Annotated in this window: 18 protein-coding genes; 13 read left to right on the top strand and 5 right to left on the bottom strand. The window is 38.1% G+C overall.

Going from position 1 to position 23,416, the window contains the following annotated elements:
* Positions 1 to 114: 114 nt before the first annotated feature.
* On the bottom strand, positions 115 to 1,020 hold the full coding sequence (locus MUN88_RS03135) for a DMT family transporter (protein WP_244720716.1): 906 nt from the start codon (positions 1,018 to 1,020) through the stop codon (positions 115 to 117).
* A 373-nt stretch (positions 1,021 to 1,393) separates the two neighbouring features.
* Here MUN88_RS03135 and cshA point away from each other — a divergent pair, with 373 nt between their 5' ends.
* Positions 1,394 to 2,866, top strand: coding sequence for a degradosome RNA helicase CshA (gene cshA / locus MUN88_RS03130; protein ID WP_244720714.1), 1,473 nt, complete (start codon positions 1,394 to 1,396; stop codon positions 2,864 to 2,866).
* Between the two features lie 812 nt (positions 2,867 to 3,678).
* On the opposite strand, the gene MUN88_RS03125 is transcribed toward cshA, so the two are convergent.
* Together MUN88_RS03125 and MUN88_RS03120 are read right to left on the bottom strand one after the other, a co-directional pair.
* Positions 3,679 to 4,122 carry a hypothetical protein gene (locus MUN88_RS03125; protein WP_244720712.1) on the bottom strand — a complete coding sequence of 148 codons (444 nt, stop codon included), beginning with the start codon at positions 4,120 to 4,122 and terminating at the stop codon, positions 3,679 to 3,681.
* A gap of 18 nt (positions 4,123 to 4,140) precedes the next feature.
* A complete protein-coding gene (locus tag MUN88_RS03120) occupies positions 4,141 to 4,902 on the bottom strand; it encodes a rhomboid family intramembrane serine protease (protein WP_244720709.1) in 762 nt (253 codons plus the stop codon).
* A gap of 264 nt (positions 4,903 to 5,166) precedes the next feature.
* Between MUN88_RS03120 and acpS the strand changes: the two genes are divergently transcribed.
* From acpS to MUN88_RS03105, 3 genes are read left to right on the top strand one after another with little or no spacing between them, the layout of a single operon-like run.
* A complete protein-coding gene (acpS, locus tag MUN88_RS03115; protein WP_244720707.1) occupies positions 5,167 to 5,523 on the top strand; it encodes a holo-ACP synthase in 357 nt (118 codons plus the stop codon).
* Between the two features lie 57 nt (positions 5,524 to 5,580).
* Positions 5,581 to 7,092, top strand: coding sequence for an NAD(P)H-hydrate dehydratase (locus MUN88_RS03110; RefSeq protein ID WP_244720704.1), 1,512 nt, complete (start codon positions 5,581 to 5,583; stop codon positions 7,090 to 7,092).
* A 54-nt stretch (positions 7,093 to 7,146) separates the two neighbouring features.
* On the top strand, positions 7,147 to 8,166 hold the full coding sequence (locus MUN88_RS03105) for a LolA family protein (RefSeq protein WP_244720701.1): 1,020 nt from the start codon (positions 7,147 to 7,149) through the stop codon (positions 8,164 to 8,166).
* A gap of 161 nt (positions 8,167 to 8,327) precedes the next feature.
* Here MUN88_RS03105 and MUN88_RS21620 read toward each other — a convergent pair whose 3' ends face one another.
* Entirely contained in the window at positions 8,328 to 8,507 is a 180-nt protein-coding gene (locus MUN88_RS21620; protein WP_440136857.1) for a tubby C-terminal domain-like protein, read from the bottom strand.
* A 989-nt stretch (positions 8,508 to 9,496) separates the two neighbouring features.
* On the opposite strand from MUN88_RS21620, the gene MUN88_RS03100 reads away from it, so the two are divergent.
* The 4 genes from MUN88_RS03100 (at position 9,497) to MUN88_RS03085 (ending at position 13,695) form a co-directional block, all read left to right on the top strand.
* The gene (locus MUN88_RS03100; RefSeq protein WP_244720698.1) at positions 9,497 to 10,378 is read left to right on the top strand and encodes a polyprenyl synthetase family protein; all 882 of its coding nucleotides are present in this window, start codon (positions 9,497 to 9,499) and stop codon (positions 10,376 to 10,378) included.
* A gap of 18 nt (positions 10,379 to 10,396) precedes the next feature.
* Positions 10,397 to 10,573 (top strand): competence pheromone ComX, encoded by a 177-nt coding sequence (comX, locus tag MUN88_RS03095; protein ID WP_244720695.1) that lies wholly within the window; start codon positions 10,397 to 10,399, stop codon positions 10,571 to 10,573.
* 231 nt (positions 10,574 to 10,804) lie between these two features.
* Positions 10,805 to 13,018, top strand: coding sequence for an ATP-binding protein (locus tag MUN88_RS03090; RefSeq protein WP_244720692.1), 2,214 nt, complete (start codon positions 10,805 to 10,807; stop codon positions 13,016 to 13,018).
* A 14-nt stretch (positions 13,019 to 13,032) separates the two neighbouring features.
* Complete coding sequence (locus MUN88_RS03085) at positions 13,033 to 13,695, top strand: response regulator transcription factor (protein WP_244720689.1); 663 nt, start codon at positions 13,033 to 13,035, stop codon at positions 13,693 to 13,695.
* Between the two features lie 406 nt (positions 13,696 to 14,101).
* Here MUN88_RS03085 and MUN88_RS03080 read toward each other — a convergent pair whose 3' ends face one another.
* Positions 14,102 to 15,790, bottom strand: coding sequence for a hypothetical protein (locus MUN88_RS03080; RefSeq protein WP_244720687.1), 1,689 nt, complete (start codon positions 15,788 to 15,790; stop codon positions 14,102 to 14,104).
* Positions 15,791 to 16,155: 365 nt separating this feature from the next.
* Between MUN88_RS03080 and MUN88_RS03075 the strand changes: the two genes are divergently transcribed.
* From MUN88_RS03075 to MUN88_RS03055, 5 genes are read left to right on the top strand one after another with little or no spacing between them, the layout of a single operon-like run.
* A complete protein-coding gene (locus tag MUN88_RS03075; protein ID WP_244720685.1) occupies positions 16,156 to 18,297 on the top strand; it encodes a hypothetical protein in 2,142 nt (713 codons plus the stop codon).
* A gap of 17 nt (positions 18,298 to 18,314) precedes the next feature.
* Positions 18,315 to 19,484, top strand: a complete 1,170-nt coding sequence (locus MUN88_RS03070) for a HEAT repeat domain-containing protein (protein WP_244720683.1) — start codon at positions 18,315 to 18,317, stop codon at positions 19,482 to 19,484.
* 15 nt (positions 19,485 to 19,499) lie between these two features.
* A complete protein-coding gene (locus tag MUN88_RS03065; protein WP_244720681.1) occupies positions 19,500 to 20,927 on the top strand; it encodes a glycosyltransferase family 2 protein in 1,428 nt (475 codons plus the stop codon).
* A 30-nt stretch (positions 20,928 to 20,957) separates the two neighbouring features.
* Positions 20,958 to 21,776 carry a response regulator transcription factor gene (locus MUN88_RS03060; RefSeq protein ID WP_244720679.1) on the top strand — a complete coding sequence of 273 codons (819 nt, stop codon included), beginning with the start codon at positions 20,958 to 20,960 and terminating at the stop codon, positions 21,774 to 21,776.
* Positions 21,777 to 21,811: 35 nt separating this feature from the next.
* Positions 21,812 to 23,170, top strand: coding sequence for a nucleotide sugar dehydrogenase (locus tag MUN88_RS03055; protein ID WP_244720677.1), 1,359 nt, complete (start codon positions 21,812 to 21,814; stop codon positions 23,168 to 23,170).
* Positions 23,171 to 23,416 lie beyond the last annotated feature (246 nt).

The raw sequence follows: 23,416 nt of genomic DNA, 5'->3' as shown, positions 1-23,416 counted from the left end.
TCGCCCTACGATAAGTCATCATCGGTTCGCAAGCTCACCGTGATTCCTTTATCTCAGTTGATGCCGTCCAGTCGCTACGTTTCTAAGCGGGCGCTTGCGCTTTTCTAATCTGTATTAATCGTGACCAAAGGTAATTTTCATTTTTCGCTTCCTTCTTGTACTGGCGATGAACAACAACAAGCCAAAGATCACAATGGTACCACCCATCCATTGTGCCCAGGTGATCTCTTCTCCCAACAATATATAAGCAAGCAGAGACGCGCCAATTGGTTCAAATAAAATAGCCATGGATATGACAGAGGCACTTACCCATTTCAATGCCCAATTTAATAGGTTTAACCCAAGAATTGTCGGGATCACTGCAAGTGCTGTGAAAATAAGCCAATGATCACTATCATAGCCTGTCATGGCATTCCCTGCTGCTATATTGTACATCAGTATGGTAATCGCACCAATACTGTATGCTATGAAGGTATAGCTCATGACGGACACTTTGGTACGAATGCCCTGTCCGAACAAAAAGTATATCGTGATGAATATCGCACCAAGTAATGCTAGAAAATCACCATATAATGCTTCGTTATCTATCTGGAAATCACCCCATGCGATAATAACACTTCCAAAAATAGCGATGATCATACTAATGACGGTGCCAGCAGAAAATCGTTCATGAAAGAAAAAATAAGTGCCAATAAAAGCGAATATTGGCTGTAACGTAACAATAACAGTCGAACTGGCCACAGACGTATAGGAAAAGGACTCAAACCAGACAATAAAATGGATAGCAAGACTGACGCCTGCCAGTATCGTGAATATCCATTCTTTTCTGGCTATTTTTTTTAATTCGTCACGTTTTTTTATCAAAATATATGGTAACAGCAAAATACTTGCTATTAATAAACGATAATTTGCGGTTACAGCCGCTGGAGCATCACTGGCTAGCTTTACGAAGACAGCAGCAGTGGATACAGATATAACGCCAAGAATAATGGCAATAAACGGAATAACTTGCTTATTCAAAAAATCACCCACATCATCAAAAAAATATCAGTTTCCTCTTTAGTATAACAACTTTTTATTGAATTCCTAATCATAACTATTCACTTTTAGCATGAATTGTTTGAAACCATCCAAAATATTATATAGAATTAATAGGAAGAGTATGTTATGATTTAATAATCCATTGAATGGTCATTAACAAGCCTCTTCCGATGTGGAGGAAGGCTTTTTTCATTGTTATTCGTAGGTATCTTCGTTTTAGGAGTGAAAATTACGATAACGAACTGAATATATTTTTTTTATGTAAATAAAAAAACTTGGATACACTAAACATAACGACGAAAAAGATGATAGAATAATGAGATTTATATATAAAAAGGAGTAGAAGGAAATAGTGACAAATTTTAATGAATTAGGTATTTCAGTATCAATTATGCAAGCATTAGAGAAAATGGGATTCGAAGAGGCAACACCGATTCAGGCTCAGACGATTCCATTGGGAATGGCTGGTAAGGACGTTATTGGCCAAGCACAGACAGGTACAGGGAAAACCGCTGCTTTCGGTATTCCAATGATCGAGAAAATTAATCCAAATGAACGAAAAATACAAGGGTTAGTTGTCGCGCCGACAAGAGAATTGGCGATTCAGGTGTCAGAGGAAATCCATAAATTAGCTAAAATCAAAGGTGTTCGCACATTACCGGTATATGGTGGTCAACATATGGAGCGTCAAATCAGAGCGCTAAAAGATCGCCCACATATTGTGGTAGCTACACCAGGTCGACTATTAGACCACTTACGTCGCCGTACGATCAGAGTGGAGAACGTGCATACTGCTGTATTAGATGAAGCGGATGAAATGTTGAACATGGGCTTTATTGATGATATTCGTGATATTCTTAAAGCAATTCCAGAAGAAAGACAAACATTGCTTTTCTCTGCTACGATGCCGAAAGAAATTCGTGATATTGCAACAACATTGATGAAAGAGCCTGAAGAAGTAAAAGTAAAATCAAAAGAAATGACTGTATCCAATATCGATCAGTTCTTTGTAGAAGTACACGAAAAGCAAAAATTCGATACATTAACAAATCTTTTGGATATTCATGTACCGGAATTGGCGATTATATTTGGTCGTACGAAGAAGCGTGTCGATGAGCTGACAGAAGGATTACAAGCTCGCGGTTTCCGTGCAGAAGGAATTCATGGTGACTTAACACAAGGTAAACGTAGTTCAGTTCTTAAGAAGTTTAAATTTGGTCGAATTGAAATCTTAGTTGCAACAGATGTAGCAGCACGTGGTCTTGATATCTCAGGTGTTACACATGTTTACAACTTCGATATTCCACAGGACCCAGAAAGCTATGTACACCGCATTGGACGTACTGGTCGTGCCGGTAAAATGGGAGAAGCCATTTCTTTTATCACGCCAAGAGAAGTACCACATTTGCATTTAATTGAAAAAGTAACAAAGAGTAAAATGAAGCGAATGAGTGCGCCAAGTTATGATGAAGCGAAGCGTGGTCAACAACAATTAACTGTGGAAAAATTAATCAAAACAATTGAAAAAAGAGAATTACAGGATTATCGCGAAACAGCATCTGAGTTGTTAGATCAGTATGATTCTGTAACAGTTGTAGCAGCTGCGTTGAAAATGTTGACAAAGGAAAGAAGACAAACACCTGTAACACTTACTTCGGTTCAACCAGTGAGTGTGAAGAAAGCTTCCAAAAATAAAGGCGGCCATAATAAAAAATTCCGTAACAATGATAAGCGTGGCGGATATAACGGTCGTAAAGGAAAACAAGGCGGCGGACGCAACCGTAAATTCCAAAACAAACGATCAAAAGGAAATCAAAATAGATAACAAAAAAGGAGCTGACAATCGTCAGCTCCTTTTTTGTAAGCTTAAAGTATATAATGACAGCCATTAAAGCGGAATTGCAGTAGTGAATATCATGCTCGATATTCAAGGGTTCTGATAATACGGATTATGTCAACTAACTATGTGATAAATTTGAAATTGTTCATGTGCTGGCAGACCGCTCCGGCCAACCACTCCGCGTCCTGCGAGGCACGGCTGAAGCTAACTTTGTAAAGAAGACCGCTTTACAAAGTGGATCTTCAGCACCTGCACGTCCCGCGGGAGTCTACGTGGTTGGCCTACGCTTATGAATTGTTCTACAACTATTGCAGCAGGTAGAATATGGAGCACTATTTTCATGATTAATACCTTATTCTGATGACGTATAATGCCTAACACCACTGCTTTTACCTGTTTCAATCGTTGTAGTACTTCACTAAAGCGTAGGAAATATGCGGAGACTCCCGTGGAATCAGCGCGAGCTGAAGATCCACTTCGTCTGTGCCTGTGTCTACTAGTATCACTTCGAAGTAAGCTTTCTCGGCACAAGGCAGCAATGAAGTAATTCAAGTAGTAGCCTAGCTGAAGCCGTGCCCGCAGGACGCGGGGCATATTTCCGTAGCTTTGCTATCCACAATAAAAAATGTCAATATTACTACATTGTCATACAGGTCCACTTTACATAATCCGTATTATGGGTAGCTGTATATATACGTAAGTTAGTCAAGGTGTGCCCCTGGTTTAAATGTGCTTAGCTAGGCAAGGGATGTTTGACCTTTAAATCGTCCATGCTGCCTTTTGCTGAGAGAGATAGCTTAGACTAAGAATATCCCTGCGATGGCTAAGACGGGAATTCCTAGTACCGTCATGTATCCGATGAAGGATAGGGAACGTACGTAGCTTAGTTCCTGTCCGTTTAAGTTTGTAGCAATCTCCATTACGTCTCTCTTTGCTTTTTGAACCTGGAGAAAGCAGGTGACAATCACTGCCAGTATAATCAATAATGGAATGATTCTGCCTGGAAGTGAAATGGATGCTCCCCCCATGAAAGTAAAGCCTAATATAATCAAAAAAATAGGGATCGCTTCGATCAAAGCAATTTGAATAAAAAATGAAATTTGATCTTTTTGTAATCCTTTAAAATGGAATTCGTTGCGTTTAATACGGTAAGACAAGCCCCTCATTAAACGTTTGTATGCAAACAGGATACCGAATCCTGCAATGACAGCGGCAACTGTGAATAGCCAAATAGCGATCACACAACCATCTCCTTCCTGTTACAATATGCTCGATAGTACACCTAACAGCATTAATACAATCAATATGCCGTATAGGATCGGTTTTAGATACGGTTTATAACGGTTTCTTTTTTTGTTCCAACGGTTTGGATCGAATCCAATATCGCCTTGATTTCGCACGCGTCGTTTTAAGAGGACTGGCGAGAATGGTTTCACATTACGTAAAAGAATGGGACCAAATGCAAAACCGGCAATGAATCCAAAGATATGACCTGAGATATTGATGTTCGCGCGGAAAAATGTCATGACTAAGCCGATCCCGGCGATGATAAGGATAATTCTGGCGTTCTGTGGATCAATGAGTTGTTTTTCAAAAAAGATCATAAAAATATATAACCCAAATAATCCGAAGATGGCACCAGATGCGCCAAGATGAACATAATTGAAACTTGGCTCAACAATAAAAGTAAGAACGTTTGCAATGATTCCAGTTCCCAAGTAGGCCACCAAAAATTTTAATTTCCCTAGCATTACTTCTAATGCAGGTGCAAATAAAACGAGTGAAAAGGAATTAAAAATAAGGTGTGGAAAATCTGCATGTAAAAATATCGGTGTCACTACTCGCCAATATTGCCCTTGTGCGACTAATCCATTCCAGCCAATGCCCATTGCATAAATCCATTCACCTATAAAGGGTACGAAAGAAATCAGTACCCAAAGGATAAGCTGGATTATTATGATGAAAGAAACAACTGGATAAAATTTTAAAAACTCTCGAAAATTCTCTGTCCTAATAAACATACGATTCTCCCTTTGTCTGTTAATGATTATTATTTTAGCATACAGGGAACTGTTTTTTATAGTAGAAGTATCCGTTTTAATTCTCAGGTGAAATAAGCTATACTATCGGTATAAAGTGAGACTTCAATCAGTGGGGGTTTTGGCCCCCACTGATTGCTAGCGAAACTTATCAGGAAGTTATCGTCCGTTTATCCCCCACTTAGCTCGAATCTTGAAGTGGGGGTATTACGGACGGTTAACGCCGTGATAAATGGAGTGATGAGGATGATACAAGGGATAGGTGTTGATATCGTGGAACTTTCCAGAATAAAGGGAATGCTGGAAAGGCAGCCACGGATGATAGAACGTGTACTTACAAATAGTGAAAGAGAAGCAGCTGAGGCATTACGATCTGAGATAAGACGTATTGAATACATAGCTGGCAGATTCGCTGCCAAAGAAGCTTTTGCGAAAGCAATTGGTACCGGTCTTGGTAAATTAAGTTTTCAAGATATAGAAATTATTAATAATTCGTCCGGTGCACCAGTTTTGAATTCGAATGTTTTAACAGGTCAAAAGTGCTTTATATCAATCTCTCACAGTGAACAATATGCAATTGCTCAAGTAATAATTGAAGCATAATCTGCATATTAAAGGAGGTTGTCTCATAATATTTTAGTGCGGGTAGGAGGGAACAAGATGTACATCGTAACCGCGGAAGAAATGTACGAAATAGATCGGTATGCGATAGAAAAAGGGGGAATCGAAGGAAAGATTCTGATGGAGAATGCCGGATCACAGGTGGCACAACAAATTAGTCAGACATTTACAGAGCGTGAAAAAACGGCAGTTTTAGTTGGAAGTGGGAATAATGGCGGAGATGGCTTTGTTATCGCACGTTATTTAGTAGAAGTAGGGTTTGATGTGACGGTTTTTCAACTAGTGGCTGACGAAAAAATAAAAGGGGATGCAGCCTTTCATAAGCAATTATGGTTAAATACTTCTCATCAATTGTATCGTGTCACAGACCCATTTGAGCTGGAACAATATTTGCGTGCAGCTGACATTGTGATTGACGCAATTCTCGGAATAGGGGTTTCGGGTGAAATTCGTGAGCCGATACGAAGCTTCATCGATGTGATCAATCAATCAGGATTAGTAAGCGTTGCTATCGATATTCCAAGTGGTTTGCCAGCAAATGAAGGAATCCATGTTGATAAAGCTATTATTGCTGACTTGACGTATATCATTGATGCGCCAAAAATGACAGTGTTCTTAGAAGATATGAGTCGGTACTATGGAAAGTGGCAAGTAGTTAACATAGGTATTCCAGATGCTGCACACCAGTCGTGTAACCCTAATCGTCTTTGGTGTAAGAAAGATGTATTGGCATCTTTTCCGAAACGGGACCTGTATGCACATAAAGGATCGAACGGTAAAGGCATGGTGATAGGCGGACAAGCCATGATGCCTGGTTCTATTCTTCTGTCAGCCAGAGCAGCACTTCGCTCAGGAGCAGGCTTGCTTACCGTTGCAACTGTTAGGGAGAATGTACCGATCGTGGCCAGTCAATGTGTAGAGGCTACGTATCATTTGCTGGAAGGTTTTAGCGGGGGCTTCCAATCGCGCGATATGGAAGCATTCCAACAAATGGACGCAATCGCTTTTGGAATGGGAATAGGAAGAGACAAAGCGACGATGCTACTCGAGTTGTTGGAATCGACGACATGCCCTGTACTGATTGACGCTGATGGCTTATATCAATGGAAAGACTTGTTAGGCTCACAAGTGAAACGAGACGCACCGACTGTCATAACGCCCCATTTTGGTGAAATGGCGATGTTAACAGACCGATCTGTTGCAGAATTAAAACAACATCCTTTTTCAATTTCTAGGCAATTTGCCCAGCAGCATCAAGTCTATGTGGTGCTTAAAGGGAAGAATACGGTTATAACCGCACCCGATGGTGATCAAATTGTAAGTGATCAAGGTAACGCAGGGTTAGCAAAAGGTGGAACAGGTGATGTTCTGTCAGGAATTCTGTTAACGATGTTAATGCAACATCAGGATGTCTTGATCGCTTTGGCAAATGGTTGTTATCTGCATGGAACCTCAGCAGAATATCTGGTGGAGGAAAAACATTCAGAAATCGACTTGCTGGCTACCGATGTGATTGAAGGACTATCGCAAGTATTTCGTACATTGTCTTAACGTGTGATCGTGTTCCCTTTGTCCACTCAGATGAGACAAAGGAGAGATGTCGCGATGAAAAAATATACAAGCATAATAATGGGGATTATTTTGTTAATTGTATTAAGCGCTTGTGGGGACAAATCGAAAGATGATGTGGTGGAAAAATTGGAAAGCATGGCAGAGAATATGAGTGCTTATCAGTCACAGTCGATGATGACCTTGAAAACAGGAAAAGAAGATCAGGTTTATCGTGTTGATGTCACACACAAGAAAAAAGATTTCTACCGTGTTTTGTTAAAAAATGAGAATGATGAGGAAAGCAGTCAAATCATTTTACGTAATGATGACGGTGTATTTGTTCTGACGCCAGCATTGAATAAAAGCTTTAAGTTCCAAAGTGAATGGCCAGCGAACAACAGCCAGCCATATTTGTTCCAATCACTTATTCAGGACTTAGTAGATGACAGTGAAGCAACTTTCACAGCAACAGATAATTATTATGTGTTTGAAACGAAAACAAGCTATGAGAGCAACAGCAATTTACCATACCAAACAATTTACTTCGATAAGAAAACTTATGCACCTGTATTAGTTGAGGTCCTGGATCGTGATAAAAATACATTGGTAGAAGTAGAGTTCACAAGCTTCGAATTAGATCCAGAGTTACCTGATAATACGTTTGATATGGAGACAAACATGACAAGCAGTATCTTCGGTGTACCGGTAATGGCGCAGGAAGATATGCCGAAACAACTGTCTGTGCTGTATCCTTCAGCAAACATGGGCTCTGAATTAGTAGAAGAGAATCAAATGGATCTAGAAAACGGCAAACGTGTTATTTTATCTTATCAAGGTGAAAAGAATTACACCATTATTCAAGAAACAGTGGATGTTATGCCTACCAGTGCAGCATCACCTGAATCAGTGAATGGTGAGCCTGTTGACTTAGGTTTCACTGTAGGTGCCCAGACGAATTCCTCTTTAGAATGGCATTATCAAGGGGTTAATTACTATTTGGCTAGTGAACAATTAACAAAAGAAGAAATGCAAGAAGTAGCAAGCTCGATGACAACAGAAGAGGCAACGAAATAAAAATAAAGTAGTTCCGTTTTGGAATACAGCAAACAGACAGGTATTTCAAAATGGACTGCTTTTTTTCTTTTTTTATATTTCATATAAAGCCGTATAACAGCACATTAACTATTTAAAAATGAAAGCAAGAATACCTTAACCGTAGCAATTTTTGAATATGACTAAGAAGAGGATATTAATTGTGCGATGAAAATATAGAAACCCGGAGATTGAATCGTTGCATTACGTTCAATTTGTACGTGATGTATGTTTCCTTCATGTAAGTGAAATAACCATCTTGCCACTTCGACATCGTCCTCATAAAAACTTGCCCAGTCATTATTATTCTTCTTAATGGCCACCGTAAAATCATTATGCTGAATAATGAAATGTTACTTTACCAGCAAATTATGTTTTTCTTCATAGTAAAAGTAGTGTTAGACTGTACATCTTCAAACGCATAATTCATCTTGAAGATAGGAGTTTTCTTTGTTGCGCAATAAAGAGTCTTGCCTTCACCAGATTGTACTTCTACTTCTGATTTATTTTTTATTGGTGCTATTTGAAACAACATATTACCGAGAAGATCCTTCACACGAGAGAATTCCATAACATTTTGATTTAACTGATAGAGACAGATATCATAGCATACTAACCTCCTTTTCTTTTAAAGGATAAATAGAGCAGAATCAGAGGATTTACAATAACTACAAGAACTCTTTGCAAAACGAAAAAGAAAAAGTGAAAGTAGGTAAACTGTTAATCAAATAAAGATCATGAATAGCATTTATGAAGCAAAATCATCTTATTTTATTGAATTAATATAAAATTAACAATTCAATATTAGTTAGAATAAATGTGATTTAAAGCTCTTTTTTTATACAAATAATGTAAAATTTTTAGATATTTTAACACGTCCTTATAATGACTATTCTGAATGAAGAAAAGACGAATTAATTAAGGTTGAAAAGTAACAAAAATTTAAAGTGAATGAAATAATGGCATTACCTCAAAAGGTAGACAACATGTTTATCATGTATTTTGGGTCTACCTTTTTTGGTGATTGTTGTTAATTTATATCTTAGTTACTTCTGCCTCTCCATTGTTACAAGAATATTAAGTCTTTGTAATACGAAGTACTTTTGTGTGCGCTTCCAAAGAGAGGCGCAGATGAGAAATAGGAAGGGATGAAAGGACATTCTAAGATTTTTTAAACAGTACTTAAGAACCTTTTTTTTGGATAATAGACTATGATAAGCTAATCATGAATTTAAATAGAAAGAAGGGGTGACACCTTATTTCGATTCCACATTATCCATCTGATGAAATAAAAGAAGTGATGCTTAGGACGGTGAATACACATTTGGATAATGATGACCTGAAGGAATATGCAATTTCTTACATATTATACAAGAATCAAGAAGGTTTTTCTTTCTCGTCTTTAACTCAGTTTCATTATCATATGGACGTGGATGACAAGAGTAAAGGGATTGTCCATGCTTCAGCGGCAATAGAGTTTTTGATGCTGGCTTTGGATATACTTGATGATTTACAGGATCAAGATGATAAGGAGAAGCCTTGGTCTCTGGTGTCTTTGTCTACTTCTATGAATATATCAACGGGTTTTTTAATGTTAAGTACACTTGTCCTGAGACAATCTCGTTTTGATAACGAGGTAAAGATGCAAGCACTTCAGTATTTAGATGAACAGGTATTGCGTGCGGTAGAAGGTCAACATAAAGATCTGCAGTGTTCTTGTGCTACCGAAGAAGAATTTGTTAGCATGATGAAAGATAAATCAGGATCCTTAATGGCTTGTGCGACACTTATTGGAGCAACCCTTCAGTGCACAAGACAACATGAGATTATTCAGGATTACTCAGAAAACTTCGGAGTTGCAGCGCAATTAGCAAATGATATCGATGGATTGCTCCGACTGGACACCAAGAATGATTTATTGCATAAGCAATGGACTCTCCCAATCATGTTACTTGCAAAGGAAAGTGATCGAGAAGCAGATTGGATACGGGCTTATTATGCTGGCAAGGTAGACAAGAAGTTTATGGTGCAGAGGGAAGAGGAGTTGTTTCAGTGGATTTATCATTCACCGGTTGTGTCATATGTCAAAGTGTTAAAACGCCTGTACCAGAGAAAAGCATTAGAAAGAATGTTGGACCTGCAGGTTAGCCAAGATTGGAAAGATGGCATGCAGGAGTATTTAGAGCAAATATAAAAATAAGGAGGAGAAAGTATGTTACAAAATGTAGTAGAAAAGTTAGTTAAGAATCCTGATCTGATCAAAAGGTTAAAAGAGGGAAAGCTTGAACTATCCGGTGTTTCAGAGATGGAGAAAGCGGCAGTGTTGGACGTTGTTTCTGATAATAACAGTACTCAGCAACTGCAGGCAAAGAATTGCTATTGGCAGTAAAATCGTATACATTCTATGAAAAAAGCCAGAGGTTCTCTGGCTTTTTCGTTTCACTATTTAGAAGATTTAGTGTTGCAATGAATAGATATTGAAACAAACAAGCTATCATCATTTTTTTCAAGGAAAGGGGATTGATATGAAGAAGAAATATGTTTTTTTTTAGCTATTGTTCTGTTAATTGGCCTATATATGACTTATGTCACAGTGTCAAAAACATATGTAGGGCTGAATGTGAAGGAAACTACTGATGGACAATGGAAAATTACCAAAGTAGACTCAATTGGATGGGCGGCACAAAGAAAGGTCGAAACTGGCGATATTATTACGGAAATCAATGGGAAAAACCCGGAGTCATTTCATTTTATTAAACAGTATGGAGTGGTTGGGCATCTCGATCAAATGAAAGTCCTGCGTAATGGAAGTTTACTGGAGTTTGAAGTGCAAGTGCCAAGGAATTATAATACTCTTTTATACCATACGTTATTGCCATTGCTAGCATTTTTAGTGCTTTTTGGTTTTTCTGTTTATATTTATTGTAAGAAACGTGACAATAAAGTGGTTTTCATTTTAGTGGCTTTTTTTATCGCTGTTGGCCTTTGTTATGTCAGCGCAGGGGCTTCCGCTCGTACGGATTCGTTTGCACGTATTATGAACAGTTTATCAATGATGATGGTGCCGGCCTTGTTTATTCATTTTCATTATCGGTATTTCTTTAAGTACCAGATTCAATTCATGAAAATGAAATATCTGGTCATCATCTATGTGGTAAACCTTCTTGTGGTTTTACTTGGGATGTTGTCGATATTTGTGTATGTCGGAAACATGTATGTTTTTTTTAGAAACGCACAATTACTCTTATTTTCTTTTGAAATTTTACTGAGCTTTGTCGTTCTTATTTATCATTATTTTAAATATCGAAAAATGGTTCAAAAACCAATTTTACAGAATGCTATTTTTGGAATTGTCGTATCGTTTTTTCCTTTTATCTTTTTAACTGCTTTACCAAATACGATATTTGGTGTGGAATTAATTCCTGCATCCTTAACGGCGGCATGCCTTATTTTTCTGCCTGTGTTTTTTCTATACTTAGTGATCATGGATCAAGTGTTTGATATTGATTTTATCAATAGTCGTTTAAGGTATTATGCGTTTATATCATTGATACTCACAGGAATTATTATTGGAATAATGCTGTTCTTCACTAATTTATCTTTTATAGAATGGGCAAGAGTCACTATCTTAACTTACGGATCACTAATTATTATTTTTTACTTAGAAGAGAAATTCAATATTAGGCATCGATTATTTAAGGACAAGTTTAATCTTGATCGTTATTCTTATGATATTGCAAAAATCGTAAAGAGAGAGGAACTGGATAAACGGTTAATCAAAGAAATAAGAGAAGTACTCCCAATCCAAAAAGTCTCGCTTATAAAGTTTGATAAAAAAGGAGTAAATACAGAACTGTCTGCTGGTGATAATATATATCCAGAAGGCTTAATTGAAATTTACATAAAGTATTATAACCCTATGATTTCAATTGGCTCACAATTCTCCATTGAAGGAGGATTATGTTACATCATCAGTGAGCAGCATGATTCTATTCATGTACTATGGATACAACGAAAGGCGAACTTTACACCATTTAACAGGGATGAGCAGAGCTGGCTAAAAATGCTAGTGCATTATACGAGTATTGTCTATGAAAACTTCCAATTGATAGAGGGTGTAACGGAGGATATGAAGCAATCGCTGGATAATGACCAGGCAATGCCACCCTGGATGTTAAGGTTATTATTTAGACTGTCTGAAAAAGAACGGACAAGATTATCTTCAGATCTACACGATTCTGCCCTGCAAGAACAATTAGTCTGGTATAGGAAAGTGGAAGAATTACTCGAAGAGGATCAGTTGCCGGATTCTGTTAGAGCGCCGTTAACGGATATGCGCCAAGGTTTGCTGGGTGTTGTGGAGCAAATTCGTGAGACTTGTACGTTATTAAGACCGCCTTTCTTGAAGGAAACGGGAATTATCGAAGCATTATCCTATTTAATTCAGCAATATCGCTCTCGCGAAAGTTTTGCTATTGAATTTATATCCCATGACTTCAAGGTGAATCTTGAAGATGATCAAGCTCTGGTTATTTACCGGGTGGTGCAGGAATTATTAAATAATGCATCCAAGCATTCCGGAGCAAGCCAGATTGTAATAGAGATGAAAAGTGAGGGCAACGCAGTATTTTTGACATATAAAGATGACGGAGTAGGTTTTCCACCCAACACATCCTACCATTCAGGAAAACATATGGGCCTTGTAGGTATTAGACAACGTGTTAATAGTATTCGAGGTAATATGGAGGTGTTTTCCTCTGAAAATACTGGTGTGGAGGTTGCTATTTTACTTGAAACGGATTTAGAAATAAGACATTACTCTGACGTGATGTAATGGGAGGGATCGTATTGATTTCAATTATGTTAGTGGATGATCATCCAGTGATAGGAGAGGGTTCTAAGTTAATCATTGAAAAAGAAGACGATATGGAAGTAACCATCGCCGATAGTCCTGGCAAAGCGATTGAAATATTGAAAGATGAAGACTTTACCATCATGTTATTTGATTTACGAATGGATGGAATGAACGGAATTGAGCTGACGAAGCAGGTACGTTCGATGGGCAAGACATCTCCGATTTTAATCTATACTGGACATGATGTGGGACCGTATTTTAATACATTAATGGAAGCTGGAGTCACAGGTTTTATTAGTAAAACAGCTTCAAGAGAGGAACTTATACAAGCCATTCGTTATGGGATAGAAGACAAAGCAATTGTTCCGGTTTCGTTGTTGGAGCAATTGCGAAAAGTAGAAATTCGTGTGCATGAAAAACAAAAAAATAGTGTGGAACAAACAAATGAGGTATCTATCAGTTCGAAAGAGCAGGATATTCTAACAGAAGTGGCAAAAGGGAAGAGTAATAAAGAAATTGCAGAGTGCTTCTTTAAGAGTCCTCGAACGATCGAATATCATTTGACTGAGATTTTTAAGAAGCTTCGAGTCAAAACAAGAGCAGAAGCGGTATTGAAATCCAAACAACTAGGTGTTATCACAGAAGATATAAAATAAAAAAGCAGTCAGCTGGGGGACTCCATCCTCCTTTGGCTGCTTTTGTTATAAGCAAAGAAAGCATCATTACTGGCATGGGAGTAATTAGATGAATGAACCGTGTCCAAAATAAAAAAGTAAGGGTGCTTGTAATATGGATTATGTAAACTTGTTGGTAATTTAAAATGATTCACGTGCTTGGGATACCTTCTACTAACCACTTCGCGTCCTGCGGGGGCATATTTTCAGAGCTTTGCTGAGCAAATATAACATTTCAAAATGACCACACTAACATACAGTTCCACATGATATAATCCCTATTCTTAAATCTAGAGCGAATAAATACATTAATAAAAACCGGGCAGTTGCCCGGTTTTTTCTAGTTAAATATGCTTTTTTCTAAGATAGCAATAGCGTAATGCTAGACTTAATGATCCTTCCAATAACGGTAGGCGTGAACTGTATGGCCGTTATAAGCGGAATTAGAACTTAGCTCTTTGTCTACGATTTCTAATTGTTCTTCCATAATATCTGCTCCTTCATCATGGAAGGAAATTTGCGGATTGTTTTTGTTCTCTTTTATCTCTACAGAAATGATCATATTTTTGTCCGTGCTTTCCGCATAATTCAATTCATTTTTAGCCATATCGAGGATGCCGCCGTACCCTTTCGCTTCATCTCGGAATGCCATGATTGACGTATGGTCCATTTGGTTGATGACCCATTCATAGAAAGGCGTGTCTGGATGACCAGGTGTACTCGTATCATCGAACCACATGGCTAGGTCCATGCTTGCCTCTAAATCAGATTCGCGTTTCGTTTCCTTTACAAATAATTCAATGTTGTCCATCCATTGCGAAAGTACTTCCTGTTCGTTCTCAGCCCAGGATGGTGTTACGTACGGTTCAACATCAAGGTGAATGCCGGCGAACTTCTGATCCTCGTCGACAGTATCGTTATAGTCTTTTACGTAATTCACTAGATTTAGCATTCTTTCCTCCTCTTCCTTAAGTGCCCAAGACGGGTGACCACCCATCGCATGGATTTCAATTCCTGCCTTGTTTGCTTCTTCAACAAAATCAGCATATGCACTGTAAGGCTGAGTAAGATCTAAGCGTGTATATAAGAGATTAATATTTTTTTCTTTCGCAAACTGAAGAATTTTATCTTTCTCATTGATCAGCGTTTCTGCTTCCCAAATATAGGTACCGCGATATTGTTTGTCCTTTTGTTGCGTTGTTGGAGGATTTTCCTTTAGCTCTTGCCAGTTGGAGTAATCATCGATCGCTGTACCAACATAGGAATCGAACTCGCCTAGGTACTTATCAACCAATTTGCGATGCATGGCCATATCCGACAAACCTTCTTCAAAGAAAGTAGTATGATCCTGACCTGTATCAGATAGCGTTAAACCGATAACTATTTGTTTGTTATATTTATCAGCTGCAGCGAATTCATCTTTTGTTAAGTTGACAATACCGTTAGGGCCTTCCAGCGTATCACGATAAGCAAGAATCGTCGTATGGTCAAATTGACGAATTAACCATGTATGGAATGGTACGTCAGATTCGCCTGGTGTTTCCACATCATCCAACCAAAAAGGCATGGAACTGCTTGTTTCCAATGTAGTGTCTTCTGGTAAAGTATCCAACGTAGCAGTCAGATTACTTTTCCATTGTTTGATGACGGATGATTGGTCTTCGTACCATTCAGGCAAATACTGTGGCTGAATTTTCAAATGAACACCACTAAACTGTGCCTCTTCCGAAACACGTTCATTGTATGTCTCTACTTCATCTACAAAGTTGATCACTTTTTGCTGGTTCTCTGAAAGTGACCAGGATGGCTCTCCTCCTAATGCGTGAATTTCAATGCCTAATTCATTGGAGCGTCGGATGAATTCCGAGTAGCTTTCTAAACTTTTTTCAGGATCTGTTTTTACATATAAAACGTTGTAGCCATTTTCTTTTGCATTCTGTAACAGTTGCTCACTGTTCTTGATAACATCTAAGTGTTCCACCCACATTGCTTTCTTCACGGTATCGGTATTAGAGAACCCCGTTAGAAACGTGAAGAATGTACATGTCAAGATAAACAACAATAATTTTTGATTCATTCATAGACCTCCCAAGATTGAATTGAAAATAAATAATAGACACTACCCTTAGGTATTTTTCTAGGGGTTGAGGGGAGACGCGCAATGTACAAATGAAAACACTTAATCAAGCATCAAATCTCCATTTTTCTTCTTTGATGGTAATGTGTAATTTCGGACTGTTTGTCTGTTAATGCGGTACAAAATACTGCGGTACCGCAATGAAATATTCGTTGTTCCGAAATACAGTTTTCGATGAACATTGTTACCCCTCGTGTTAACGTAAGTAGCGGGGAAGATAAATCATATTTTTAACGTAACTGTTTCGACAAAAAATTTCAACTATGAAAATAATTTTCTTTCGTGAAAAAAGGAGGAAGGTGAAGATGAAATATACGGGTAAAGGGCTTCTTATTATACTTTTCGTTACCATTCTTGGGGGATGTTCCGTAATGAATGCAGCACAAGAAGCAGAAAGTAAAGAATTAGCGGATGGAACCAAAATCAAATTTCGAACAAACAAAGAGCAGTTAGAAATATACAAAAATGACAGCTGGTCTCCCTTTTTTGTGAAAGGTGTCAATATGGGAGCTACTTTACCTGGATATTTCCCAGGCGAGCATGCAATTAAGAAAGAAGATTATCTTCGTTGGTTTGAGATGATTAAAGAAATGGGAGCTAATACGATTCGTATATACACCATTCATGATCCAGCTTTTTATCAGGCTTTAGTTGAATTTAATCAAAAGCATAACGAAGATCCTCTTTATTTCATGCAAGGAGTGTGGTCACCAGTCAACTTGCTTAAAGAGAAGAAGGATGCATGGGCACCAGAAGTGACAAAACAATTCAAAGAAGAAATGTCCAATGCGATAGGAGCTGTTAGTGGTGATATAACACTACCTGAAAATCCTGGAAAAGCAAGCGGTGAATTCACAGCAGATGCCAGTTCCTACTTAGTGTCTTGGCATATTGGGACAGAGTGGGATCCTGAAATAGTAGAGAATACGAATAAACAGCATAATGAAGATTCTCTGTTTCAAGGGGATTATTTTGAAACGACAAAGGAAGCTTCAGCATTTGAAAGCTGGCTGGCAGAGTTGATGGATGACTTAGCCGAGAAGGAAGAAGCTAAGGGGTGGCAACATCCGATTACATTTACTAATTGGATAACAACGGATCCACTCGAACATCCTGACGAACCATTTGTCATGGAGGACTTGGTTAGTGTCGACGCTACTCATATTCAGCGGACTAATGAAACAGGAGGATATTTTGCTTCTTATCACGCTTATCCTTATTATCCGGATTTTCTAAGGTATACCGACAAATATGACAATGTGAAGAATGATGAAGGAAAGGTAGATACATATAAAGGGTATCTGCAAGAACTGAAAGAATACCATAAAGACATGCCAATCATGATCACAGAGTTTGGGGTGCCGGCATCACGAGGGAATGCCCATTTCGGACCACTCGATCGCGACCAAGGTGGACACATGGAGACAGAGCAAGGACAGCATAATGTGGATATGCTGCAGCATATTTACCAAGAAGATTATGCGGGAGCTGTCGTTTTCACCTGGCAAGATGAATGGTTTAAAAAAACATGGAATACGATGGGACTTGAAGACCCTCACCGCCGTCCATTCTGGTACAACAATTTATCTGTTGAAATGTCCTATGGTCTGTTAGGGATGTATCCCGATAAACATGATGAATTAACCATAGATGGTGAATTAGCAGATTGGGACAAGTTAGAGGAAGGGGAAAGCCAGACGCTATCAACAGCACTTACTGATTTTAACGTGACGCATGATGAAGGCTATGTTTATCTGGCTGGTCACTTACCTGAAGATGTTGACGCAAAAGAAGACACTATTTATTTCGGCGTTAACACCCTTGCAGGCGGGATGAAAAAACCAGAATCATTACAAGGAAAAACGCTTGATGATGGTTTAGAGACGTTAGTGCAATTAGGTGGAGGTAATGAAAGTGAAGTGTTGATTGCTCCAAGCTATGATTTCCATCAACGTATGTATGATAATGCAACGGATGATGACCAAAACAGCTCCATGCATTCATGGAAATTAGCAGTAAGTCGGAAGGTCAACTCTTCTAAAGTGAATAAAACATTTCCATTTGAAGAAGTGTCTGTTGGTGAACTGAAAAAGGCTTCGACATCTAAGGATTCCCAAGCTGATTGGGCTGTTCATGGGGATGTAATCGAAGTGAGAATTCCTTGGTCGTTATTAGGAATCGCAGATCCAAGCTCTAAACAGGCTGTCAGTTACAGTGCCAAAGAGAAGGGAGATACAGAAATGCTGAGGGAGAAGATCGAAGGCATTCGCTTTATTCCGTGGGTCGTGAATCAAGATTCACAAACTGTCGAGGGAATAAAGAAAGAATCTATTTCTGTAACAGATTATCCTCTTTACAACTGGGAGGAATGGCAGAAGGTTGAGTATGATGAACAGTTAAAACAAAGCTATTATATGATACAAGACGCTTTTACAAATTTGGAATAAGGGAAGGAGGATAAGCTTTGTTTATTAATTTACAAGCCGCTTACTGGATGATAGGTAGTTTATTCATTCTTATGTTTATCTTATCAACCATTACGTTAAGCATAAAAGTGAATAAAAAAAGAGTAGAAAAGAAAGAAAGACAGTGCTTGTCAGAACTCCAAAGCTATATTCAATACTTGCAGACCCAACTAGATAATGCAGAGCGTTTAAGGACACCCGCAAAAAAACTTCGAACTTTTGAAAAGAAGGTTTTACAAAAAAGATTGGTGCAACTGGTGGATCAATTAGAAGGTGTGCACAGACAGAAACTTCTTACATTGTGTAAAGACATTGGCTTAATTTCATACAACAGAGAACGTTTGAAAAGTCCGTGGTCCATTGTTCGTATCGATGCAGCATTTCATTTAGGAATATTAAGAGATAGCGGATCTACTTCTACATTATTTTCGATGCTGTTTCGCAATAAAATAGAACCTTCTATTTATATTATTGCACGATCCATTGCCCAAACATCAACAAGTGTAACGGAAATGAAAACCCTTTTGAGATACCTTGTGGAGAATGGGAAGCAAGACAGCCACCTGGTTGCAGATATAGCCAAAGAAGCAGAAGTGGATTTAGGAACGGTATATGCAGATTTTCTGAATGAGAGCAAAGTAGAATTTGTGAAAGTAGGTTTAATTGGTTTACAAAATCAAGTCGATTTCCATATACCAGAAAATGTTGATCGTTTCTTAGATTCTGATGACAGAGAAGTGAGAATTCTTGCTGCAAAACTTCTAACTATCTCTATGTCTCTCAACAAGAAGGATATTGAAGTCTACATGCAGTTTCCTGATTGGGAGGTTCGTTATCATTTTGTTGAGTGGATCGGTAATTCAGAGCTAAAACAATTTGCTGACTTACTAAAAGAAGGCGTAGAGGACTCCAACTGGATGGTTTCGAGAGCTAGTGCAAAAAGTCTAATCCAATTAGGGACGAGAGGCTTTGAGATTATTTGTGAACTTGCCTTTGGTAACGATGGAGATCAAGGCATAGAAGTGGCCCATGAGTTTATGGAAGAAGAATTAAAACAATCGATTCATAGCTTTTCAAATTTAGCAGATATCACTGATTATAATCAGAAAGTATATATCTATCAAAAGTATTTTGGAAAGAGCGATGATTACTTAATCAAATCTGTTTAGAAAGGAGGAGCAATTGTGAGAGAAATACTTCTGGCTTACGGTATTTTTGCCATGTATTATGTGATTGCTATTAACACGATTTATTGTGGAATTATTTTGTTTTCGTTTAAGAGATTACCTGGAATTATCAAAGAAACTTTTTATTCCAAGTATGAACCTTTATCAGGTTCTAAACATGTACCACCTATCTCTGTGCTGGTTCCGGCATTTAATGAGGAATTGACTGTCAAAGAGAATGTTCGTTCTTTGTTAGCTTTGCATTACCCGGAGCACGAAGTCATTGTCGTCAATGATGGTTCTAGTGATGATACAGTAGGTGTGTTAATTGAAGAATTTAAACTGAGTTATTATAAACCAACCTTTATTAAAGACACTATTCCTACTTCAGAAGTGAAAGGAATTTACTACAATCCAGATTTTCCTAATCTGTATTTAGTAGATAAAGAAAATGGAGGAAAGGCGGATGCTTTAAATGCTGGGATTAACTTAGCACATTATTCACTTGTTTCTTCCATCGATGCCGATTCTCTGTTAGAGAGTGATGCACTCGTTCGAATTGCCAGAAAGTATATGGAAAATCCAGAGGAATATGTAGCGATTGGTGGAAATGTTCGCATTGCTAATGGCTGTAAGATTTCCGATGGGATGGTAAAGAAAGTAAATCTGCCGAAAAAACTGTTACCAATGTTACAAACGGTGGAATATATGAAGGCATTCCTAGGGGGAAGAATCGGCTGGAGTGAAATTAATGGATTAATTATTGTGTCCGGTGCATTCGGTGTATTCAAGAAGGATTATATCGTGAAGGTCGGTGGTTACCGTGGAGGTTATCCGGGCGAGGATATGAATATTATTATCAAACTCCATCGATATATGCTGGATAACAAACTTCCATATAAAATCGATTTTTGTCCGGATGCTGTCTGCTGGACGCAAGCACCTGATACATTTAAGATCCTTGGCAGTCAACGGAAACGATGGGGAAGAGGAAATCTGAAAAATATGCTCGAAGAAGGCATGTATATGTTTATGCGTCCAAAATATAAAGTAATGGGCTGGCTGACGATTCCTTACAATATTATTTTTGAAACATTAAGTCCTTATTTCAGAATTACTGGTTTTCTAGCACTTGTCGGTTATGGTTTGTTAGATATGTCAGGTTGGACCATTCTCGGCGTTTTTATGCTTATTAATGTCTTATACGGAACACTGTTAGGGATAGGAGCATTATTAATTGAAGAAATGGCTTTCCAGAGATATCCGAGAGTTCGAGACTATTTCAAAATGGTCTTATACACGATTTTAATGTTCTTCGGTTACCGACAACTCGGGATCTTGTGGCGTTTCTTAGGTCACATTGACTTTATGCGAAAAAACAATACTTGGGGAACGATGACAAGAACAAGTTGGAATGATGATAATGAAACGAAGCAATCTGCTTAAAGCTATTTATATAAAGGAGGAGTTAGGAAAATGACGAAAGCACCAACAGGTTCCAAAATTTTAAATTCTTTTCAGCACTTTCTTCATTATTACCAGGCAAGTGGATTAACGTGCGGGATTATTACAGTGCGTGCAGATCTTGATCAATCAGGTTTAGAAAAGCTAAAGGCGAAGTTGGAAAAACAAGAGCCTGATACAGCTTTTCAAATAAACTATGATGCCCAATCAGGTATTGTTGGTCTATTATTGGATGATTGTGATCTGGCTTATACTCACTTTTACGCATTGTTCGTGAAAGAATTCTTAGAACAATCCGATCAATTAACGGGCCCTTTATTAGTGGGAAGTTTCCCTGAGAATAGTGATGACGCTGAACAAATGCTTACCTATATGATACAGGAAATGACGAACGCCGATAGCGGTGAAAAAGAAATAGAAGTGTTTGAAAATATAACAAAAGCAAAAACAGAAACTCGCTCCATCCTTATTGTGGATCCTGATGAAACCATTCTTCAACTCTTGAAAAACTACTTAGAAAGTAAAGAGTATGTGGTCCATACGGCACAAAATGGAAGAGACGGACTGGATCAATATAAGAAGCTTCTCCCTGATTTAGTCATTACAGAAATCAACTTACCAGCTATAGCAGGCTACCAATTTATCAATGAATTAAAAAAGATTGCCGAACATTCAAACAGTCACTCCGAAATTATCGTGTTAACCAATAAGGAGTTGGAAGAAAATATTAAGTTAACCTTTGAATATGGCGTAGCAGAATATATGACAAAATCTTTTTCACTTATTGAACTCGAAGCACGAATCAAACGACTAGTGAAAGTAATGGGTTAATCTAATTTAAATTCTATGAAAAGAGGGATATGTTTATGGGTTTTTTTGAACAATTAAGCCAAAAAATCGAATTGAAGAAAGCAAATATCGGGGTCATCGGCATGGGTTATGTCGGGCTGCCACTTGCGGTAGAGATGGTAAAATCAGGATTTAACGTATGTGGGATTGATTTAAGTGAGGAAAAAATTCAATCCTTAAGAAATGGTAATTCATACATTAATGATATTTCAGATCAGGATTTGCAAGAAAGCTTAGACACGAATCGTTTCTTTCCGACTAACGAGTATGAAGTAGTGAAGGAGCTAGACGCTATCAGCATTTGTGTTCCAACACCGCTTAGTGAAAATCAGGATCCAGATACTTCTTATATTTCGAGTGTAATCGAGAGTGTTAAACCATATATGAAGAAAGGGATGCTCGTTACATTAGAAAGTACTACTTATCCAGGTACGACTGATGAGCTAATCCTGAAAGAATTCCATCGCATGGGCTATGAACCTGGAAATGATATTTTCCTATGCTATTCTCCAGAACGTGTGGACCCTGGTAATGAGTCATTCCATACGAATAATGTACCGAAAGTAATGGGAGGCATCACGGAAAACTGTAATAAAGTTGGTAAGATGCTTTATAGCAATTATATTGAAAATGTTGTACCAGTATCTTCACCTAAAGTAGCTGAAATGTCCAAGCTCTTGGAAAATACGTTCCGTAGTGTCAATATCGCATTCGTAAATGAAATGGCATTAATGTGCGAACGCATGGACATCGATGTATGGGAAGTGATTGATGCTGCAGCAACAAAGCCATTTGGTTTTATGAAGTTCCAACCGGGACCAGGGATTGGCGGTCATTGTATTCCGCTCGACCCTATGTATCTATCATGGAAAGCAAAAGGCTTCCGTTTCTATAGTAAATTTATCGATTTGGCACAATCTATTAACAATAATATGCCTGATGTTGTTACTAGAAAGACATCAGAAGTGTTGAACATTTATGGCAAGTCTATTAATAGCTCCAAAATACTTATTCTAGGTATGGCATATAAACCAAATATTAGTGACTTGCGCGAGTCTCCAGGGTTATACCTGTATGAATTGTATAAAGAAAATGGAGCAAATGTGGACTATTACGATCCGCATGCCCACAGCTTTATTGATGAAGATGGCTCGATTGCACACTCTATATCATACAGTAAAGAAGGATTGAAACAGTATGATTGCATGGTGTTAGTGACGAACCATAGTGATTTTGATTACGATGAACTTGCTAATCTGGAAATTCCAATTGTTGATACAAGAAATGCCTTTAAGGACTACCATCAACAACATATTCACAAACTAGGAACAACATCAAAAGTAAATAAAAAACACCAAGAATCTATCGCTTTGTAAGAGAGACGATGAGCGCCTCAATTCAGGGCACATTGCGCAGGATAAGAAGCTCAGTGTGTCGGCTGGTTTGGGTGCTTGCAATTAGATAGATACGCAATTTTTATACTTTCTTTCACTATTAGTGCGTGTTCAAAAAGAGGACGAAAAGCGCAAAGAAATTCAAGGCGGAGAAGAAAGCCGACGCAGAAGTTCACAGCGGTTTTCCCCGGACTTTTTGAACATCCTCTATTAATTAAATCACACTAC

Origin of the sequence: Gracilibacillus caseinilyticus, assembly GCF_022919115.1 — a bacterium.
Lineage (GTDB): Bacteria > Bacillota > Bacilli > Bacillales > Amphibacillaceae > Gracilibacillus > Gracilibacillus caseinilyticus.
The sequence above is the reverse complement of the archived record's forward strand: the minus strand, read 5'-3'. Positions and strand labels throughout refer to the sequence as shown.

What these genes read in the sequence shown, in the direction of transcription:
- MUN88_RS03120 (WP_244720709.1), bottom strand. Translation starts at nt 4,902, where the DNA reads ATGTTTATTAGGACAGAGAATTTTCGAGAGTTTTTAAAATTTTATCCA.
- acpS (WP_244720707.1), top strand. Translation starts at nt 5,167, where the DNA reads ATGATACAAGGGATAGGTGTTGATATCGTGGAACTTTCCAGAATAAAG.
- MUN88_RS03110 (WP_244720704.1), top strand. Translation starts at nt 5,581, where the DNA reads ATGTACATCGTAACCGCGGAAGAAATGTACGAAATAGATCGGTATGCG.
- MUN88_RS03105 (WP_244720701.1), top strand. Translation starts at nt 7,147, where the DNA reads ATGAAAAAATATACAAGCATAATAATGGGGATTATTTTGTTAATTGTA.
- comX (WP_244720695.1), top strand. Translation starts at nt 10,397, where the DNA reads ATGTTACAAAATGTAGTAGAAAAGTTAGTTAAGAATCCTGATCTGATC.
- MUN88_RS03080 (WP_244720687.1), bottom strand. Translation starts at nt 15,790, where the DNA reads ATGAATCAAAAATTATTGTTGTTTATCTTGACATGTACATTCTTCACG.
- MUN88_RS03075 (WP_244720685.1), top strand. Translation starts at nt 16,156, where the DNA reads ATGAAATATACGGGTAAAGGGCTTCTTATTATACTTTTCGTTACCATT.
- MUN88_RS03060 (WP_244720679.1), top strand. Translation starts at nt 20,958, where the DNA reads ATGACGAAAGCACCAACAGGTTCCAAAATTTTAAATTCTTTTCAGCAC.
- MUN88_RS03055 (WP_244720677.1), top strand. Translation starts at nt 21,812, where the DNA reads ATGGGTTTTTTTGAACAATTAAGCCAAAAAATCGAATTGAAGAAAGCA.